This is a genomic window from Actinokineospora sp. NPDC051303 (assembly GCF_055586285.1).
In genome coordinates this window covers 1-16,566 of sequence record NZ_JBVJIN010000033.1, presented here as the reverse complement: position 1 = coordinate 16,566, position 16,566 = coordinate 1, and the positions used below count along the sequence as shown (strand labels likewise).

General features: G+C 70.5%; 18 protein-coding genes. 6 read left to right on the top strand and 12 right to left on the bottom strand.

Annotated elements, in window-relative coordinates; genetic code table 11:
- Positions 1-449: 449 nt before the first annotated feature.
- The 3 genes from ACZ6SD_RS23090 to ACZ6SD_RS23080 all read right to left on the bottom strand — a co-directional run bounded on the left by ACZ6SD_RS23090 (position 450) and on the right by ACZ6SD_RS23080 (position 2,891).
- Complete coding sequence (locus tag ACZ6SD_RS23090; RefSeq protein ID WP_465319047.1) at positions 450-1,022, bottom strand: hypothetical protein; 573 nt, start codon at positions 1,020-1,022, stop codon at positions 450-452.
- 138 nt (positions 1,023-1,160) lie between these two features.
- Positions 1,161-1,400 carry a hypothetical protein gene (locus ACZ6SD_RS23085; RefSeq protein WP_465319046.1) on the bottom strand — a complete coding sequence of 80 codons (240 nt, stop codon included), beginning with the start codon at positions 1,398-1,400 and terminating at the stop codon, positions 1,161-1,163.
- Positions 1,401-1,469: 69 nt separating this feature from the next.
- Positions 1,470-2,891 carry a helix-turn-helix domain-containing protein gene (locus tag ACZ6SD_RS23080; protein ID WP_465319045.1) on the bottom strand — a complete coding sequence of 474 codons (1,422 nt, stop codon included), beginning with the start codon at positions 2,889-2,891 and terminating at the stop codon, positions 1,470-1,472.
- Positions 2,892-3,083: 192 nt separating this feature from the next.
- Between ACZ6SD_RS23080 and ACZ6SD_RS23075 the strand changes: the two genes are divergently transcribed.
- Positions 3,084-3,458, top strand: coding sequence for a hypothetical protein (locus tag ACZ6SD_RS23075; RefSeq protein WP_465319044.1), 375 nt, complete (start codon positions 3,084-3,086; stop codon positions 3,456-3,458).
- Positions 3,455-4,054 (top strand): hypothetical protein, encoded by a 600-nt coding sequence (locus ACZ6SD_RS23070; protein ID WP_465319043.1) that lies wholly within the window; start codon positions 3,455-3,457, stop codon positions 4,052-4,054. Before ACZ6SD_RS23075 ends, ACZ6SD_RS23070 begins: the two co-directional genes overlap by 4 nt.
- A gap of 7 nt (positions 4,055-4,061) precedes the next feature.
- Here ACZ6SD_RS23070 and ACZ6SD_RS23065 read toward each other — a convergent pair whose 3' ends face one another.
- The 7 genes from ACZ6SD_RS23065 to lysA all read right to left on the bottom strand — a co-directional run bounded on the left by ACZ6SD_RS23065 (position 4,062) and on the right by lysA (position 10,307).
- Complete coding sequence (locus ACZ6SD_RS23065) at positions 4,062-4,637, bottom strand: 1,2-dihydroxy-3-keto-5-methylthiopentene dioxygenase (protein WP_465319042.1); 576 nt, start codon at positions 4,635-4,637, stop codon at positions 4,062-4,064.
- A gap of 10 nt (positions 4,638-4,647) precedes the next feature.
- On the bottom strand, positions 4,648-5,244 hold the full coding sequence (gene mtnB / locus ACZ6SD_RS23060) for a methylthioribulose 1-phosphate dehydratase (RefSeq protein ID WP_465319041.1): 597 nt from the start codon (positions 5,242-5,244) through the stop codon (positions 4,648-4,650).
- Positions 5,237-5,959 carry an acireductone synthase gene (gene mtnC / locus ACZ6SD_RS23055; protein WP_465319040.1) on the bottom strand — a complete coding sequence of 241 codons (723 nt, stop codon included), beginning with the start codon at positions 5,957-5,959 and terminating at the stop codon, positions 5,237-5,239. Before mtnC ends, mtnB begins: the two co-directional genes overlap by 8 nt.
- On the bottom strand, positions 5,956-6,951 hold the full coding sequence (locus tag ACZ6SD_RS23050) for a s-methyl-5-thioribose-1-phosphate isomerase (RefSeq protein WP_465319082.1): 996 nt from the start codon (positions 6,949-6,951) through the stop codon (positions 5,956-5,958). Before ACZ6SD_RS23050 ends, mtnC begins: the two co-directional genes overlap by 4 nt.
- Positions 6,952-7,298: 347 nt before the next feature.
- Positions 7,299-8,474, bottom strand: coding sequence for an acyl-CoA dehydrogenase family protein (locus tag ACZ6SD_RS23045; RefSeq protein ID WP_465319039.1), 1,176 nt, complete (start codon positions 8,472-8,474; stop codon positions 7,299-7,301).
- Positions 8,475-8,573: 99 nt separating this feature from the next.
- A complete protein-coding gene (locus ACZ6SD_RS23040) occupies positions 8,574-8,933 on the bottom strand; it encodes an antibiotic biosynthesis monooxygenase family protein (protein ID WP_465319038.1) in 360 nt (119 codons plus the stop codon).
- 54 nt (positions 8,934-8,987) lie between these two features.
- A complete protein-coding gene (lysA, locus tag ACZ6SD_RS23035) occupies positions 8,988-10,307 on the bottom strand; it encodes a diaminopimelate decarboxylase (protein WP_465319037.1) in 1,320 nt (439 codons plus the stop codon).
- 212 nt (positions 10,308-10,519) lie between these two features.
- Here lysA and ACZ6SD_RS23030 point away from each other — a divergent pair, with 212 nt between their 5' ends.
- The 3 genes from ACZ6SD_RS23030 (at position 10,520) to ACZ6SD_RS23020 (ending at position 14,004) form a co-directional block, all read left to right on the top strand.
- Positions 10,520-10,777, top strand: coding sequence for a hypothetical protein (locus ACZ6SD_RS23030; RefSeq protein WP_465319036.1), 258 nt, complete (start codon positions 10,520-10,522; stop codon positions 10,775-10,777).
- Positions 10,778-10,894: 117 nt separating this feature from the next.
- Positions 10,895-13,624, top strand: a complete 2,730-nt coding sequence (locus ACZ6SD_RS23025; RefSeq protein ID WP_465319035.1) for an FtsK/SpoIIIE domain-containing protein — start codon at positions 10,895-10,897, stop codon at positions 13,622-13,624.
- The gene (locus ACZ6SD_RS23020; RefSeq protein WP_465319034.1) at positions 13,621-14,004 is read left to right on the top strand and encodes a hypothetical protein; all 384 of its coding nucleotides are present in this window, start codon (positions 13,621-13,623) and stop codon (positions 14,002-14,004) included. Before ACZ6SD_RS23025 ends, ACZ6SD_RS23020 begins: the two co-directional genes overlap by 4 nt.
- Before the next feature lies 1 nt (position 14,005).
- On the opposite strand, the gene ACZ6SD_RS23015 is transcribed toward ACZ6SD_RS23020, so the two are convergent.
- Complete coding sequence (locus ACZ6SD_RS23015) at positions 14,006-14,305, bottom strand: hypothetical protein (RefSeq protein ID WP_465319033.1); 300 nt, start codon at positions 14,303-14,305, stop codon at positions 14,006-14,008.
- Positions 14,306-14,427: 122 nt separating this feature from the next.
- Here ACZ6SD_RS23015 and ACZ6SD_RS23010 point away from each other — a divergent pair, with 122 nt between their 5' ends.
- A complete protein-coding gene (locus ACZ6SD_RS23010; protein WP_465319032.1) occupies positions 14,428-15,273 on the top strand; it encodes an aldo/keto reductase in 846 nt (281 codons plus the stop codon).
- A gap of 51 nt (positions 15,274-15,324) precedes the next feature.
- On the opposite strand, the gene ACZ6SD_RS23005 is transcribed toward ACZ6SD_RS23010, so the two are convergent.
- Positions 15,325-16,077, bottom strand: a complete 753-nt coding sequence (locus ACZ6SD_RS23005; RefSeq protein ID WP_465319081.1) for a UbiA family prenyltransferase — start codon at positions 16,075-16,077, stop codon at positions 15,325-15,327.
- Positions 16,078-16,566 lie beyond the last annotated feature (489 nt).

Sequence of the window (16,566 nt, the reverse complement as noted above, 5' to 3'; positions counted from 1 at the left end):
TCACTCTGCCACCGCACCTTGGCGGTCCAAACAGTTCCGCGGAGGTCCGAATCGTAATGCCACCGAGAGTCGTCTCGGCCAGGGAGAGACCCAGACCGGGAAAACCGGTATCGCGTCGCGGGGGTGGTCGCGGGGGCCTGGTCGCGCGAGAGGGTCCCCGCGGGAACCTCGATGCGGACGGTGTCGCCGTCCGGCGGAGTGGCGATCCATGCCCGCCTGCCGTCGGTCCATGCCGTTCTCGGCGGCCATGCGAACGACGACGGAGGCGTCCAGTCCCGCCAGGACAAAACTTCCGCCACCGCCCCATCCGCGTCCACAAGCGCGGCGACAGGTTGCACATCGTCCACAGCGACGATGTGCAACCCGACAGGAACCACCATCGACGGCCGAAAGCGCCGCACGAGATTGCCCTCAGAATTCACCCTATTCAGGGTACCAGCACACCATGGTCAGGGACTGGCAACAGGATCTGTCGCACAGGTTCGCCAGTCGTTTCCACCACCAGGCGTGTTGGTGAAAAGCGTGTAGGTGAAATGGCGCGCGTCGTCCACAATCGCGGTGGCCATAAGGGGTGTACCCGCCCGGTAACGGTACTCGTAACGGCTGCGACCAGGCGAGTCTGCGACCTTCACGCCCCGAAGTATCGTGTTCCTGAAGCAAAGTCCAAAGTCCTGTTGCGTTTCCGGGAAGACCGGGTGCACCGTCCCCGTCGATTCTGGATGCGCTATGTGGATAACTCCAGACAACTCGTCGCCACAGAACAGCCGCTCGACCGTGGGCACCGGGTTGGCCACCAGAGCGCCTACCCAGCCGTCACCGACGTAGTTGTCATTGTTTGTAAATTCGTCGATGCACTGCATCGGACTCGGCCGCAACGGCGGTGGTGCTGCCGCCGAGACACCGGACAGTCCTACGAGAGCCAACGGCAAGCCCGCCACTATGGCCGCAAGCCTGCGATGGGCGCGTTTTCCCGCTTGTATCGCGAACACAAATCCCCCGAACTGGTCACGAAGCTTGATCATTCCGGTCGAGCGGCGGCATAGTCGCCGCGATACGCCCGCCGAACGTTCCCTCCCCGATCGAGACTACCCGCGGAAAGAGAGCAACCTGCAATGGTACGTTCGGGTGAATGTTTGACAGCGGACGTCGGGGCGTTCGGGTCACACCTGTGGGGACTCCTCCAGGACGACGTGGACGTTGGCGCCGCTGATGCCGAAAAACGACACCACCGCGCGCTTGGGGTGGGAGGCAGGGCAAAGCATGGTGTGCGATGCCGCCCGCGGGCCGAGTTGCCGCTCACTTTGGTGAGCGTGGTGAAGAATGCTCATCCGAACACGTTCCTGCTCATCTGGTTCAAGAACGTCGAACAGGCCGGGAGCGACCGCGCTGGTGACCGTCAATCCGAAAAGTTGCAGCAGACCACGTCTTTTATGGCGCCCACCAATCCGCGCAGGAGTTCTGCTTCCCAGCTACCGCAGTCCGCTCGCGACCAACCGCTCGTCAAGCTGCTTCACAGCCGCCAAGTTCTCCCACGGGGTGAGGGTACGTCGGACTTCATGAATCTGGTGGTCGATCCTGGCTGAACGGTTTTGGGCCAACACTTCCGGCACGCCCCCGAGCATCCACGCGGCTTCCTCGATGTTGCCTGCCACCACGTGGGCTTCACTGAGCCTGATCTTTCCCACAGCGACATCACGTGGCTTGGCGAGAGCAGCGCTTGACGTGTAAGAGTCAAGCGAATCGCTCATCACTTGGATGGCCTCATTTACGCGACCCAGGGCAAGCAGAGATTCCCCTCGGCGCCCGGTGTGCAACTCATCGCTGTACGCATAGAGATATGGGGCTTGGGGCTCCTCGCCGCATCGGGGCAGGTAGGTTCGGGTTTCTTCCAGCTTCCGCATGGCCGTGTGAGTGTCGCCAATAGCCGCGAAGGCGCAGGCGGCGGTGTCTGACGCAAAGGCTCGCACACCGACGTTGTCTGTGTGGGCCACCCACGTCTGAGCCGCGACCGCGTAGTCCACACCGACCGCAGGCAAATCCATCCACAAGGCCAGTTGCGTCATGCTCGCAAGAATGTAAGCCGCCCGAGTCACGTCTTGAGCCTGATGAGCCGTTTCCCGCGCCTGCTCATAGCAACGACGAGCACCGACGAAATCGTTCTTGTTGAAGACCAACCAGCCGCATTTCTGTTGCGCGTTGGCGAGTGCTGACAGCAGCCTGGGCCGCAACGAATCAGGGCAGCTCGGCACCATGCCGCTCAAGACCTTTGTCTGGGCGAGCAGGGTATGCAGCGCCGCCTGCGGACCGAACTGGTGATCGGTTACACGGGCGTATTCGACGATGGTCTCAATGTGGGCGATGACTTGTTCGTCCACCCGTTCAGGCACGGCGATCGCACCCAACACCCGTTCCTGCTCATCCGGGTCGAAAGCGTCGAACAGGCCGGGAGCGATCGCGCTGGTGGCTGTCAACCCGAAAAGCTGCAACAAACCGCGTCGTTTCATGGTGTCCACCAATTCGCGCAGGAGTTCTTCGGCTTCCGTGCTGGGTGTTGGGTTTTCAGCCGGGGGTATCCGCAGGCGGAGCGCCTTGCTTCGGGCTTCGGCCAGTTCGGCTTCCCGTGCTTCCAGAAGGTGCGCCTGGCAGGCCGCGTCTAATGCCCGGAACGACTCCAGGAGTGCCCCGTTCGCGCCGACCGTGCGGTCGGCCACCGACCAGAACTGCTCGTCCGCCCGGTAGCGGCCCTTCTCGATGTGCGACAGCGAGGTGCGGTCGTAGTGCGTGACCCGAGCCAACTGCTCCTGGGTCAGGCGCGCGGCCTTCCGCAGGGCGGCAAGTTGCTCGCCGAGGCGACCGCGCAACTTGACTATCGTTTCCGGCTCACGGGGCATCGCACGCACGCTTTCGCTGTCCCAGACACAAGTTCGACCAGCATAGCCACAGAGTGTGCGCGTGTGGCAACCCCTTGTATCCGGAAGCCCACAATCGGCCACACAGGATTGAGTTCCGGCATGGCATCCCGGAAACCGCACACCGAGCGGTTCGGTGCCATGTCCTGTCACCGAGCCACGGGAGCCCATCCGGTGCCGCACACCGTCATCACCCAAGCCGACGCCCTTTCCCGCCTGCCCGCGCTGAGCGAACTGCCTGGCATCCAGCGGGGTGGGTGGACGTTCCACCTGCTCAGCGAGAACGACACTGTCTCCGGCTTCGCCGCCAGCCGAAGCGGAGCGCGGCACATCGACGTGGTCTTCGTCTTCGACCAGCGGCAGGTGCTGGGAGTGCGCGTGATCCCCGACGATGGCGGCGGCATTGTCTGGGGAACCCACGGCGACGCCGTCGCCGACGTGGCCCGGCGACTGGTGGAAGTCCCGGCGCCAGGCGAGCCAGGCGCGCCGGACGTGATCCTCCCGGTCACCGCGTTGGGCGCACCCGGAACCCTGGGCGGCGCCGCATGAGCAGCGCCAGGACAGACCTCGTCGTCCCCTACATCGCCACCTGGAGCGAAGAACGCTGGGACGAACACCCCCGGGTCGTGGAACGCCCCGGCGGCTCCGGAATCGCCTACCCCGACGAAATCCTCGCCGACCGCGACCAGCGCGGAATCCTTTGGGACCGGGCGACCAGCAGGCCTGGACACGGCAAACCCCAGTTCGCCAGAATCCACCCGCTGCGCCAGCGCAGGGCCATGCGCAAACTGCTCTGCCAAACCTGCGGCAACCCGGCCGACTGCACCCGCCACGGTGTCCTCTGGGTTCTCCGCGACACCGGCCAGCCGTTGACCGAACACCTGCTTGTCAGCGAACCGCCCATCTGCGTGCCCTGCGCACGGTTGTCCGCCAAGCTTTGCCCGGCCCTGCGAAAGGGGCACATCCTGCTGCGAGCCGAATCGTTCCCCCTCTTCGGAGTCGACGGACTGCGCTACGGCACCGGCCGCCCCGCCCCCATCCCCATCGACCACCACGTCGTCTCCTTCACCGACCCGGCGATCTGGTGGACTCTCGCGGCCAAACTGGTCCGCGAGATCGGCGACTACACGATCCTGACCCGCTAGACCCAGGTCATCCGCGTCCGGCGGTGATCTCGTCGTAGGTGGGGAAGCGGTGGGCGATGGAGTCGGGGAGGAAGTCGGCGACCCAGCCGTCGTCGTCGTGGAAGAAGCGGATGGAGACGTAGTCGGGGCGGGTGCCCATGTCGAACCAGTGGGTTGTCTTCGCCGGGACGCTGAGGAGGTCGCCTGCTTCGCAGAGGACGGCGTGGACCTTGCCGTTGGCGTGCAGGTAGAAGATGCCGGAGCCGCGGGCGAAGAAGCGGTCCTCGTCGTCGTCGTGGGTGTGTTCGGCGAGGAACTTGGCGCGGGCCGCCGCCGCTTGGTCCCGCCACTGGGGGGTGTCGGCGGGGGTCATGGCCACGGCGTCGACGAAACCGTAGCCCTCGCGGGCCGAGATCTCGTCCACCCGCGCCCGGTAGGCGTCGAGCACCTGCTCGGAGGTGGGCTCGGCGGGCAGCGCGACCAGCGGCCAGCAGTCGAACCGGACGCCGATGCCGCCGAGCACGGCGCGGATCTCACGCTCGTCCTCGGTCCTGGCCAGCGCGGTGGCCGGGTTGTCGTCGGCCCAGACGGTCAGCAGGGTCATCGGGCGCACCTCACTCGATCGTGGTTTTGAACCGCAGCAGCCACTCCAGGCACTCGGCGCGGTGCCGGGCGGCCATCAGGTCCTCACCCCACACGTACACCCCGTGGCGGGCCACCACCAGCGCGGGTGTCTCCGGGTCGAAGCTCGCCTCGAACGCGTCGCCGAGGACGCGCATGTCCTGGGAGTTGGGGACGACCGGGATGGTCACCAGGTCGTCGTGAGCGGCGCGGCCGAAGCCCTTGAGCATCTCCAGGTCGCGCAGCTCGATGCCGCCTGGCCAGCGTTCGGCGGCGATGACCGGGGCCAGCATGTGCAGGTGCACGACGGCGCCCGCGCCCGCGACGGCGGCGATGCGGGCGTGCAGCCCGGCCTCGGCCGATGGCCGCTGGAGCTGGTCGGGCAACGCCTCGCCCTCGGCGTCCACGACAACAACGTCCGCGGCGGACAGCTCGCCCTTGTCCAGCCCGCTGGCGGTGACGACCAGGCGCAGCGGGTCGTGGTCGAGGGTGACCGACAGGTTGCCGGACGTGCCGCGCATCCAGCCCATCGCGGTGTAACGGGCGGCCTCGGCGGCGAGCGCGTGACCTGCCTGGAAGACCTCAATCATCGGTCACGATCCGGAACTCGTCGAAGGACTTCGCGACCCGGTGGGCGCCGAAGTCGGCGGCGGCGAACGGCTCGCCGTCGCGGGCGAGGCCGACCGTCTGCCAGCCCGCCTTGGCCGCCGCGTCCAGCTCGGCGGGAACGTCGGAGAGGAACACGATCCGGCCGGGCGTCGGACCGCCCAGGCCCTCGGCGATGGCCGCGTACGAGGCAGGCTCGCGCTTGGGGCCCGCGTTGACGGTGTCGAAGTGGTGCCGGAACAGGCCGGTCAGGTCGCCCTCGGTGGTGGTGGAGAACGACGCGATCTGCCCGGCGACCGAGCCGGAGGAGAACACCGCGAGCCGCAGGCCCGCGCCGTGCCAGGCGCGCAGGGCGGGCACGACGTCGGGGAAGTACTCCGAGACCAGGTCGCCGCGGGCGTAGCCGTCCTGCCAGATCAGGCCCTGGAGGTCCTTGAGCGGGGCGGCCTTGCGGTCGGCGGCCATCCAGCCGTGCAGCACCGCGACGACCTCGGCGGTGGTCGCGTCCTCAGGCAGGCCCGCCTCGGCCTTGGTGCGGGCCACGGCCGACCGCACGGTCGGGTCGTCGGGGTGGGCGTCGATCCACGGGCCGAGACGCGGGCGGGCGTAGTCGTAGAGCACGACGTGGACCCCCGCGGTCGGCATCAGGGTGCCCTCGATGTCGAGGACGACCCACTGGGCGTGGAGCGTGTCGGTCACGGTCCCTCTCTCCGTTGGTCCTGGTAATCCGCCAGCGCGTCCGGGGCGAACGGGCCCCGGTCGGTGACGATGGTGGTCACGAAACGCGGCGGGGTCACGTCGAAGGCCGGGTAGTGGCCGCGAACCTTGTCACTGGCCGTGCGCACGCCGAGAGTGTGCAGCACCTCGTCGCCCGCGCGGTGCTCGATGGGCACGTCGGCCGCGGTGGGCGCGGCCGGGTCGGGCGCTTGGACCTGGGCGTGAAACGGCACGCCGAAGGTGTGCGCGGCGATGGCGAGGCCAAGGGTGCCGACCTTGTTGACCACGTGGCCGTCCATGGTGACCCGGTCGGCCGCGGTCAGCAGGACGTCGACCTCGCCCGCGCCGAGGACGGCCGCGCCCATGCCGTCGGTGATCAGGGTGGTGTCGACGCCCATCTCGGCCAGCGTCTCCGCGGTGAGCCGCGCGCCCTGCAGATAGGGGCGGGTCTCGGTGCAGAAGAACGAGACGCGCTTGCCGAGCCGGGCCACGGCGGCGACGGTCTCGATCAGGTAGGCGTCGGCCCAGCAGTGGGTGAGCACGCGGGCGTCGTCGGGCAGCAGTGCGGCGCTGTGCTCGCCCAGCGCGCGGCTGGCGGACCGGTAGCGCTCGTCGCCGACCGCGGCGCCTCTGGTCGCCACGGCCACCAGGTCGGCGCCCGCCACCGGTCCCGCCGCGTCGACTTCGGCGAGCACGACCGCGACGGCCTTGCGCAGGTGGTTGTTGGTGGCCCGGCTCGCGATGAGCCGAGCGCCGGTGCGGTCGAGGGCTGCCCGCGCGTCGGCTGGCGGGAGTTTCGCGGCATCGCGGGCGGCCAGGACCATGGCGAACAGCGCCGCGAAGTACGGCCCGGAGGACTGGGTGACCATGTCCTCGATGGCGACCGCGACATCCTCGGCGGTGGCGCACCGCACCCAGACCCGCTCGAACGGGAACCGGCGCCGGTCGAGGATGAGCACGCCGTCGTCATCCAGCCGGACGCTGCGGGCGAGCGTGGGCTCCGCCTGCGACCGGTCGACAGTCGACCGCGCCCCGGGCGATCGCTCGGCGGTCGATCGCTCCCCGATCAGCTGCTCTGCGGTCGGCCACTCCCCGGGCGACCGTTCCCCGGGCGACCGCTCCCCGATCGGCCGCTCTGCAGTCGGCCACTCCCCGATCGGCCGTTCCCCGGGCGACCGCTCCCCGATCGGCCGCTCTGCGATCGGCCACTCCCCGGGCGACCGCTCCCCGGTCAGCTGCTCTGCGGTCGGCCGCTCCCCGATCGGTCGCTCTGCGGTCGATCGCTCCGCGGTCGGCCGCGCGGTGACTGGCTGGTCGGCCATCAGCTGTATCCGGTCAGTGGCGGCAGGTCGCCGGTGAGCAGGTGCCTGCCGACCTCGGTGGCCTTGTAGACGGCCGGGTCGTGCAGGGTCAGTGTGCGGGCGTTGCGCCAGAACCGGTCGAGTCCGTACTTGGCCGCCGTCGCGCGGGCGCCGGTCAGCTCGAAGACGCGGCTGCCGATCTCGGTCGCCAGTTCGGAGGTGACGACCTTCGCGGTGGAGATCCGCACGCCGGTCTCGCCGCGCTGCTCGGCGGTCAGCGCCGCGCCCTGGGCCTCGGCCGCGTCGAAGGCCTCCACGGCGAGGTCCACCAGCAGGTCGGCGGCGTCGAGCCGGGACCGCAGCACCCCGTAGGCGGCGAGGACGTGCGGGTCGTCCACCGCGCGCTCGACGCCGGAGGCGGGCCAGGCCCGGGAGACGTCGCGGGTGTAGCGGGCGGCGGTCGCGAGCGCGCCCCGCCCGACGGCGGCGAGCACTCGACTCAGCACGAGCTGGAAGCCCAGCGCCGCCAACGAGTCCCGCTGCGCGCGCGGGTCGCCGGGCTCGGGCTGCGCGCCCAGGATGTCCTCTCGCCGCACCTCGACGTCGGCGAAGTCCACTCCCCCGCTGGCCGACAGCCGCTGTCCCAGGTTGTCCCAGTCGCCCAGGTAGCGGATTCCGCGCGCGGCGGCGTCGAGCACGAAGGTGACCTTGCGCCCGGTCGCCTCCTCGTGCGCGCTGACCACGAGCCGGTCGGCGACGCTGGCGCCGGTGGCGAAGAACTTGCGCCCGCGCACCAGAAGACGGCCGTCCACCTCGGACATGATCAGCGCGTCGTCGCGCGGGTTGGCCACCCCGGCCCAGAACCACCCGTGCTCGGCGGTGGCCCGCTCCAGCCGCTCGGTCACTTCGGGGCGGTCGAACAACCGGGTGCGCCACACGTGCAGGTAGTGGTAGCCGAGCAGATGCCCGACCGACCCGTCCGCGGCGGCGATCTCGGCGAGGACGGCGTGCGCGGTCTTCCAGTCCTGCCCGTGCCCACCCCGCTCGACGGGGATCAGCAACGGCAGCAGACCACTCTCCCGCAGCAGGGCGACCTCGTGGACCGGCTCAGCGCCCTTCTGCTCCCGATCGACCGCGTCCCCGGCCAGCCGGTCCGCCACCTCCCGCGCGACCGCCACCCAGCGCTGTCGGCCCATCCCACTCCCTCGCTCGCTGTGCCTGCCTCCTGGAGTATCCCGCAACCCCTGAGCCTGCCTCACTATGTGGGAAGCACGGACCGAAAGATGGGACGCCGGTCACAGGTTGGCTGGGCCCTCCTGGGCGCGGCGGAAGCCGTAGGCGCGGTCGACCCTGGCGACCCTGACCTCGAACGCGTCGTACCACTGGGCGCGGCCTCTGGCTCGGGTGGCGGTGTGGTGTGGGTCGTCGCGCCAGTGGCGGATGGCGGTTTCGTCGCGGAAGTAGGCGACGGTGATGCCCAAGCGGTCGGCGCCGCGGGCGCTGTCGACGCCGAGGAAGCCGGGGGTGGCTTGGACGCGGGCGAGCATGTCGGTGGCGGCGGAGGCGTAGCCGTCGTCGTCTGGGCCGAGCAGGGAGGTGAAGATGACGGCGAGGTAGGGCGGCTCCGGGGTGGCGGCTAGGTCCATGGGCGGCATTCAACCGAGGGCGGGGGCCGCCGCGCTCCTGTTTTTTGAGGGAGATCGGCGGGGTCAGCCGAGGTCGCGGCGGAGGAGGTCTTCTTCGGTTTCTCGGCGGACCAGGAGGTCCGTCAGGCCGTCGTGGACCGCGACCAGGGGTGGCCTGCCGACGGCGTTGTAGTTCGACGCCATGGTCTGGTGGTAGGCGCCCGTCGCGGGGACGGCGAGGAGGTCGCCGGGGTGGATGTCGGCGGGCAGGGGGACGTTCTCGGCGACGATGTCGCCCGCCTCGCAGTGGCGGCCGACGACCGTGCGGGGGGTCAGCGGGGCGGCGGAGCGGCGGCCGGTGAGGCGGACCGAGTAGCGCGCGCCGTAGAGGGCGGGGCGGGGGTTGTCGCTCATGCCGCCGTCGACGGCGATGAAGTGGTTCTTCACCGCGACGACCCGGTACAGGGTCACGCCCGCCGGGCCGACGAGCCAGCGGCCGGGCTCGATGGTGAGTCGGGGCCGGGGCAGCCCCGCGCGGCCGGTCTCGTAGCCGACGGCGACCGAGACGCGGTTGGCGTAGCCGACCAGGTCGAACTCGGCGTCGTTCTCGGTGTACGGGATGGCGAAGCCGCCGCCGAGGTCGAGCTGGGTCAGGGTGAGGCCGTAGCGGGCGCGGACCCGGGCCACCAGCCGGACCATCCGGCGGGCGGCTTCCTCGTAGACGTCCACCCCGGACACCTGCGAGCCGAGGTGGCAGTGCAGGCCGACCAGGTGCAGCCGCGGCTGGGTGAGGATCGCGCCGATGGCGTCCTCGGCGTCGGCGATGGCGACGCCGAACTTCTGGCCCTCGGTGCCGGTGGTGATGGCCTTGTGGGTGCGGGCGTCGACGCCGGGGGTGACCCGCAGCAGCACCTGCTGGGCGTGGGTCACCAGGCCCGCGAGCTGGGCGGCCTCTTCCGGCGAGTCCAGGACGATGCGGCCGACGCCGTAGGTCAGCGCCGCCTTGAGGTCTTCCGGGGTCTTCGCGTTGCCGTGCAGGATCATCCGCTCGGCCGGGAAACCGGCGGCGCGGGCGACGGCGATCTCGCCCGCCGAGCACACGTCCAGCGACAGGCCCTCGGCGGCGAGCACCTTGAGCAGCCCCTTGCAGAGCAGCGCCTTGCCCGCGAAGGCGATCTCCGCCTCCGGCAGGGCCGCGCGCAGCAGGCCGACGCGCCTGCGCACCTCTTCGAGGTCGAGCACCTGCGCCGGTGTGCCGAACCGGGCCGCCACCTCGGTGGCGGGCACGCCGCCAAGCTGGACGTCGCCGTCATCGGTGGGGGTCGCCGACGCTGGCCACAGGCCGCTGGGCAGCGCGATCGGATGCGACCGGCGCAGCGTCGGCAAGAGTTCGGTGATTGTCACGAGTCCTCCCCTAGGCAGAATCACGCGTAAAGCAGACTCCCGTGGGCGGCGGCGGGAGCCGGTCCCTGACGCGGTCTTGACAGCGGGCGCGGCCATTTGGACGCCATATGGACACCCGAGTGGTCGCGATCACCCGGTCGTGGAACACGATCGGAGTACGGCGCGTGACCCGGTTCGGCCGACCGCGATCATCAGCACTATCTTGTGAAGACATGGGTGTACGAGAGGTCCGTGCCGGAATCGCGGTGGCCACCGAGAAGGCGCAGGCGGGCATCGCGGCCATCGTCGAGGCGTCGATGCAGCTTGACGAGGCGCGCACCGCGTTGGCGAACGTCACCCAGGGCAGCGGCCACCCGGGCGTGGCCGAGTCACAGGGGCTGCTCGCCGAGGCGCTGCAGGGCTTGGCCGCCGCCCAGTCCGCGATCAGGGCGGGCATCACCTCCGCCGAGGACTACGCGGCGCGGCTTTGACCAGACCGGGACGCCCCGGCCCGCCGCGCGGCGGGCCGGACACCGGCGCACGCGCGCTGTCCCCGCCGCCGCCCGCCCAGCGCGGGCGCGGCCACCGACCAACCGATGAGGCCGCCGATGCTGGGTAGGAGCGAGCGCAGGAACCGCGCCGAGCAGGCCCTGCACCAGTTGCGGGCGGTGCTCAACCGCGCGCTGGGCGCCGCCGCTGGCGAACGCGAGCGCGCCGAGGCGCTCAAGCGGCAACTGGAGTTCGAGCAGTCCGTCCAACGCATCGGGCTGGCCCAGGCCAGCCGGGACGAGGACATCCTGGAACGGCTGTCGGACCCGGCGCTGGCCGCGGTGTGGGCGAAGATCACCGCCGACCGCGACACCAGCTACGCCGAGTGGCACCGCGACGGGCTCGGCGCGGTCCGCGACCTGGTCGCCGCCGAGGCCACCGGCCCGGCGGGCAGGCCGTGGGAGGACTGGCTGGGGCGGCTCGGGGACGACCCGGGCGTCGCGGCGCCTCGGCTGTGGCGGATCGGCACCGCCCAGGTCGCGCACGCCGGCCCCGAGCACGGGTTCCCGCTGGCGGTGCCGCTGCTCGACGCCGCGCACCTGCGGCTCAACTCCGCGCCGGGCAGCCGCGCCGCGGTCGACGCCATCGTGGAGACCGTGCTGCTGCGGATGCTGAGCACCTTCACCCCGGGGATGATCCGGCTGCACCTGTGGGACATCGGCCACCTGACGGGCCCGCTGCCCAACCTGCACCCGCTCACCGCGGCCGGGCTGATGGTCGTGCATGACCCGACCCGGCTTGACGACCTGCTGGCGCACCTGGCCGGTCACATCCGCAAGGTGCACGCGAACGCGATGCGGGTGAACCGCACGTCGCTGCGCGAGGTGTGCGTGGCCGCGGGCAGGCGGGTGGAGCCGTGGCGGGTGGCGGTGCTGTTCGGCAACGGCGAGCGGATGGAAGACGAGCAGTACCGCGAGCTGAACCGGGTGGCCCGGACCGGCCCGGACGCCGGGGTGCACCTGATCCTGGTGGACGTGCCGGTGTCGGCGAACAGCCCGATGGAGACGGTGACCTTTGTCGACGCCGAGACCGCGACCTCCAGCATGACCGGCCCCGGGGTCGTGGTGCGGGCCGACCCGCCCGCGCCGCCCGCGATCGTGGGCCGGGCCGCGGCGCTGATCCGCGACGACGTGGTGGCCCGGCGCGGGCGGCCGAGGTCGTTCGCGGACCTGCTGCCCGAGGTGCTGGGGCAGGAGAGCTCCCGCGACGAGCTACGCACCCCGGTCGGGTTCGATGAGGGCGAGCCGGTGGAGGTGGTGCTCGGCGACGCGACCCCGCACGCGCTGGTCGCGGGCCCGAGCGGGTCGGGCAAGACGAACTTCCTCTACGCGATGCTCGGCGGTTTCGCGGCCCGCTACCCGCCTTCGGAGCTGGAGCTGTACCTGCTCGACTTCAAGGAGGGCGTGTCCTTCGCCGGGCTCACCCCCGGCCGCAAGGACCCGAGCTGGCTGCCGCAGGCGCGGCTGGTCGGGGTGAACGTCAACACCGACCGCGAGTTCGGGCTGGCGCTGCTGCGGTATCTGGCCCAGGAGCTGGCCCGGCGCGCGGAGGCGGCGAAGCGGCAGGAGGTCACCAAGCTCGCCGAGCTGCGCGACGCCGAGCCGGACGGGCACTGGCCGCGCATCGTCGCGGTGATCGATGAGTTCCAGGCGCTGTTCGTCGGCCGCGACCAGATCACCCAGCAGGCCGCGACGCTGCTGGAGGACGTGGCCAGGCGCGGCCGGTCCCAGGGCATCCACCTGGTGCTGGCCAGCCAGGACATCGCGGGCATCGAGGCGTTCTGGGGCAAGCCCGCGGTGTATGACCAGTGCACGCTGCGCATCGCCATGCCCAAGGCGAAACGGGTGCTGTCCACGGAGAACACCGCGGCGCTGAGCCTGCCCCGGTGGCACGCGGTGCTCAACCACGATTCCGGTGTGCCGCACGGGAACGAGACCGCGCACGTCCCGGACTCCTCCAGCCGGGGCACGTTCGACGCGTTGCAGCACCGGTTGTGGGAGCGGACGAGCACGGTCCCGCCTCGGCTGTTCGACGGCGCGCACCAGCCGGATCTCACGGCCGCCGCCGACTTCGCCGCGCGGAAAGGCCCTGTCCTGGGGCAGATCATCGATGTGGAGGACCGGTCGGCGACGGTGCGGCTGGACTCGGTGCCGGGCCGCAACGTCGCCGTCATCGGCACCGCCACGGGCGACGCTCTGTCTATTTTGGATACCGCGGCGCTGTCGCTGGCCCGGTCGCACGACCCGGGGACGTGCGAGTTCCACCTGTGGTGCCCGGTCGAGGCGATGCGCGAGCACGTGACCCTGGTCGAGCAGGCGCTGATCAGCGCCGGACACAAGGTGGAGTTCCGGGTCGGGGAGGACGCGGGCAAGCTCGCCGAGGTCATCGCCACGCTGACCGAGCAGAAGGCCGACAAGCCGAGATACGTGTTCTTCTACGCCGTGGACGCCGCCCACCAGTGGCTCGAACATAAGGAACCGCCGCTGATGATCAGCGGCCTGGACCGGCTGCGGTCGATGCTCAAGAACGGCCCGTCCGCGCGCATCCACACCTTCGGCTGGTGGCGCGGAATCAGCAGGTTCAAGGACACGCTCGGTTTCAGCACCGACGACATGGGCGCGTGGGTGGCGTTGGACGTGCAGGGCGCGGACCTGGGCACGCTGGCGGCCGGGCAGATCGTGGACTGGTCGCCGCGCCCGCACCGGGCGGTGTTCTTCGACCGGTCCACGCACAGCAAACCGGAGATCCTGATCCCGTTCGACACCTCGGCCGCGTTGGAGGCGCCATGAGCACCCCGGCGAACACCCCGGCGACGGACCCGGTCGCCCGGTACAAGGAACTGCTCGACGCCGCGCACAAGGCCGCGCGCAAGCACACCGAGCACGAGCGCAAGCGCGCCATCGACCTGGTGGCCGAGATCCGCGAGGCCAATCAGCGGGTCACCGCGGCCACCGAGGCCGAGGCGCAGGTGACCGGCGAGATCAACGCCTGGTGGCGGGGCGTGGTCGAGCGGCTGGACGCCCTCCGGTGGATCACCCCCGGCCCTCGGCCAGCGCCCGACCTGTCCGCCCGCCCGGAACTGCTGCGGGAGTACCTGGCCGAGATCGAGCCCGCGACGAAGGCGTTCTACGCGGCCCTGCGGCGCGCGGCGTGGCCCAAGCGACTGTGACTTATTCGTGGGTCATGAAGGCCGCGGCGGTGGAGAACTTGGTGTCGCCGGGCTCGACGGGGTCGTAGATGTCGGTGTGGCACCCCGGGTCCGGGAAAAGGAAGATGGTCGCCGAGGTGCGGTTGACCACGGCGGTGTCCGCCCCGAAGCCGCGGTAGCAGACCCACGGTCTCGGGTCCGGCACGGTCTTGACCTGACCGTCGGACGAATACAGGCGGACCACGCCCGGCGCTGCGGACGCACCCGTGGGCAACAGCAGCGCGGCTGACGCGATAGCGACCGTGATGGCTATGCGACGCATGGGAAATCTCCTTCGGTAGAGTGTCGTCCCTCCCATCACAACCCCGCCCAGCCCGCCGGGCCACCCTTGCCACTCTGCTGAGTGAAGCGCCGCCGTCCGCCCGCGGTGCGAGGATGGGGTTCATGCAGACACGTCAACTGGGCAACGTCAAGGTCAGCGCCATCGGGCTCGGCGCCATGCCGCTGTCCATCGAGGGCAGGCCCGACCGCGCCCGCGCGATCGCGACGGTGCGGGCCGCGGTGGACGCCGGAATCACCCTGATCGACACCGCCGACGGCTACGCGCTCGGCGCGGACGACTTCGGGCACAACGAGGAGCTGATCGCCGAGGCGCTGCGCGGCGGTTCCGGTGATGTCCTCATCGCCACCAAGGGCGGCCACACCCGTCCGGCGGGCGGCGGCTGGGGCCTGGACGGGCGGCCGGAGTACCTCCGCGCGGCCTGCGAGGCGTCCCTGCGCCGACTCGGCGTCGAGGCCATCGGCCTTTACCAGTTCCACCGCCCCGACCCGGCCGTCCCGATCGCCGAGTCGGTCGGCGCGCTGGCCGAGTTGCTGGACGAGGGCAAGATCCGGATGGCGGGGGTGTCCAACTTCGACTCCGACCAGATTCGCGAGGCCCAGTCCGTCCTGGGCGGGCGGCTGGCGTCGGTGCAGAACGAGTTCTCACCGGCGTTTCGCGACAGTGAGCCGGAGTTGGAGCTGTGCGCGGAACTGGGGATCGCGTTCCTGCCGTGGAGCCCGTTGGGCGGCATCGGCCGGGCCGGGGACTTGGGCGCCAGGTTCGCGGCGTTCGCCGAGATCGGCCGGGAGCGCGGGGTCAGCCCACAGCGGGTCTGCCTGGCGTGGCACTTGGCGAAGGCGCCGGTGGTGATCCCGATTCCGGGTTCGTCACGGCCGGAAAGCATCCGCGACTCCGCCGCGGCCGGGGACTTGGCGCTGACCACCGAGGAGTTGGCCCGGTTGTCCTGATACCGCACCTGCCTTGGGATCGGTGCGTCCGCCCCCAGAAGAAGCCGCAGTTCACCCCGGAAGATTCGCGACGACCAACACCGCGACATCCAGCACCGCCACAACGAGCATGGCGTGGAAAGCCGCCCGGGATCGCGGCCGCCTCCCCCTGACCAGCCCGATCGCGGTGACCACCCCGGCCACCACAAGCGCGGCCACCCCCAGCGGCACCGCGCCCTCGGGCAACCCCGCAACCAGAGTCGCGGAAGCCGCGAACACCAACCCCACCGCCGCGACTCGCGACCCCGCTTCCCCAAGCCGGTGCGGGAGGCCACGGACGCCGGTGGCTCGGTCGTCATCGAAATCGGGCAGCACATTGGCGAAGTGCGCAGCGCACCCGAGCAAACTGGCGGTCGCGACCATCCACCACGGCGGCGGATAAGGATCAGGCAACCCAAGGGTGACAAAGGCGACCAAGAGCCCAAACGACACCGCATACGGAACCACCGAGAACACCGTCGATTTCAACCGCAGGTCATACGCCCACGCCATCACCACCGCCAAAATATGCGCAGCCCCCGCCACCACCCCAAACACCAACGACAGCACGACAACCCCGACAGCGGCCACCCCCACCGCCCCCCACACGGTCGTCGCCGCCACCTCCCCAGCGGCCACCGGCTTCCGCCCCCGCCCCACCCGAGCGTCCCGCTCAGCGTCCACCAGATCGTTGAGCCACCCCACCGACAGCAGTCCGGCCAACACAGCCGCCCCCAACGCGACCAACCACCACCCCACCTGCCCCAACGCGCCCCCCAACCCCACAGCGGCCACAGTGACCGCCACGGCAGGTTCCGGATGAGACGCCCGCACCAACGACTTCAACACAACCGAAGTCTCGCGCACATCCCCCCACCCGGCCGATCACCACACCCCCGGTCGTCATGCCCCACCCCAAGGTGTGGGCCTGGTTGTCGAGGCGGTGTGCTCCTTCACTCCATCGAGGGCATGGTGGCCGGTTGGCCCAGGGGCGGGTTACTGGGCTGGGCTTCCTTGGGTCAACCCAGCCCGAGCATCTGCCAGGCCGACCCGAGGCTCGCCCAGTGCTCGATGGGGCGGACCAAGCAGCAGCGAACCCACGCCCCCACGAAGCCGCACGAACCCTGCCAGGTGCTCGATGGGGTGGAGTGGTTTCTTTGGGGGAGAAGGAAGATCCCTAAAACTCGCCGTGGTCGTGGGGCCGAAGGCTCCCCACCCGTCTTTCCCACGACGGGATCTTCCTTCGTAGGGGCCCCAAAGAAACCACTCCACCCC

What these genes read in the sequence shown, in the direction of transcription:
- ACZ6SD_RS23020 (WP_465319034.1), top strand. Translation starts at nt 13,621, where the DNA reads ATGAGCACCCCGGCGAACACCCCGGCGACGGACCCGGTCGCCCGGTAC.
- ACZ6SD_RS23090 (WP_465319047.1), bottom strand. Translation starts at nt 1,022, where the DNA reads ATGATCAAGCTTCGTGACCAGTTCGGGGGATTTGTGTTCGCGATACAA.
- ACZ6SD_RS23070 (WP_465319043.1), top strand. Translation starts at nt 3,455, where the DNA reads ATGAGCAGCGCCAGGACAGACCTCGTCGTCCCCTACATCGCCACCTGG.
- ACZ6SD_RS23010 (WP_465319032.1), top strand. Translation starts at nt 14,428, where the DNA reads ATGCAGACACGTCAACTGGGCAACGTCAAGGTCAGCGCCATCGGGCTC.
- ACZ6SD_RS23065 (WP_465319042.1), bottom strand. Translation starts at nt 4,637, where the DNA reads ATGACCCTGCTGACCGTCTGGGCCGACGACAACCCGGCCACCGCGCTG.
- mtnB (WP_465319041.1), bottom strand. Translation starts at nt 5,244, where the DNA reads ATGATTGAGGTCTTCCAGGCAGGTCACGCGCTCGCCGCCGAGGCCGCC.
- ACZ6SD_RS23040 (WP_465319038.1), bottom strand. Translation starts at nt 8,933, where the DNA reads ATGCCGCCCATGGACCTAGCCGCCACCCCGGAGCCGCCCTACCTCGCC.
- ACZ6SD_RS23080 (WP_465319045.1), bottom strand. Translation starts at nt 2,891, where the DNA reads ATGCCCCGTGAGCCGGAAACGATAGTCAAGTTGCGCGGTCGCCTCGGC.
- ACZ6SD_RS23015 (WP_465319033.1), bottom strand. Translation starts at nt 14,305, where the DNA reads ATGCGTCGCATAGCCATCACGGTCGCTATCGCGTCAGCCGCGCTGCTG.
- ACZ6SD_RS23025 (WP_465319035.1), top strand. Translation starts at nt 10,895, where the DNA reads ATGCTGGGTAGGAGCGAGCGCAGGAACCGCGCCGAGCAGGCCCTGCAC.
- ACZ6SD_RS23030 (WP_465319036.1), top strand. Translation starts at nt 10,520, where the DNA reads ATGGGTGTACGAGAGGTCCGTGCCGGAATCGCGGTGGCCACCGAGAAG.
- ACZ6SD_RS23045 (WP_465319039.1), bottom strand. Translation starts at nt 8,474, where the DNA reads ATGGGCCGACAGCGCTGGGTGGCGGTCGCGCGGGAGGTGGCGGACCGG.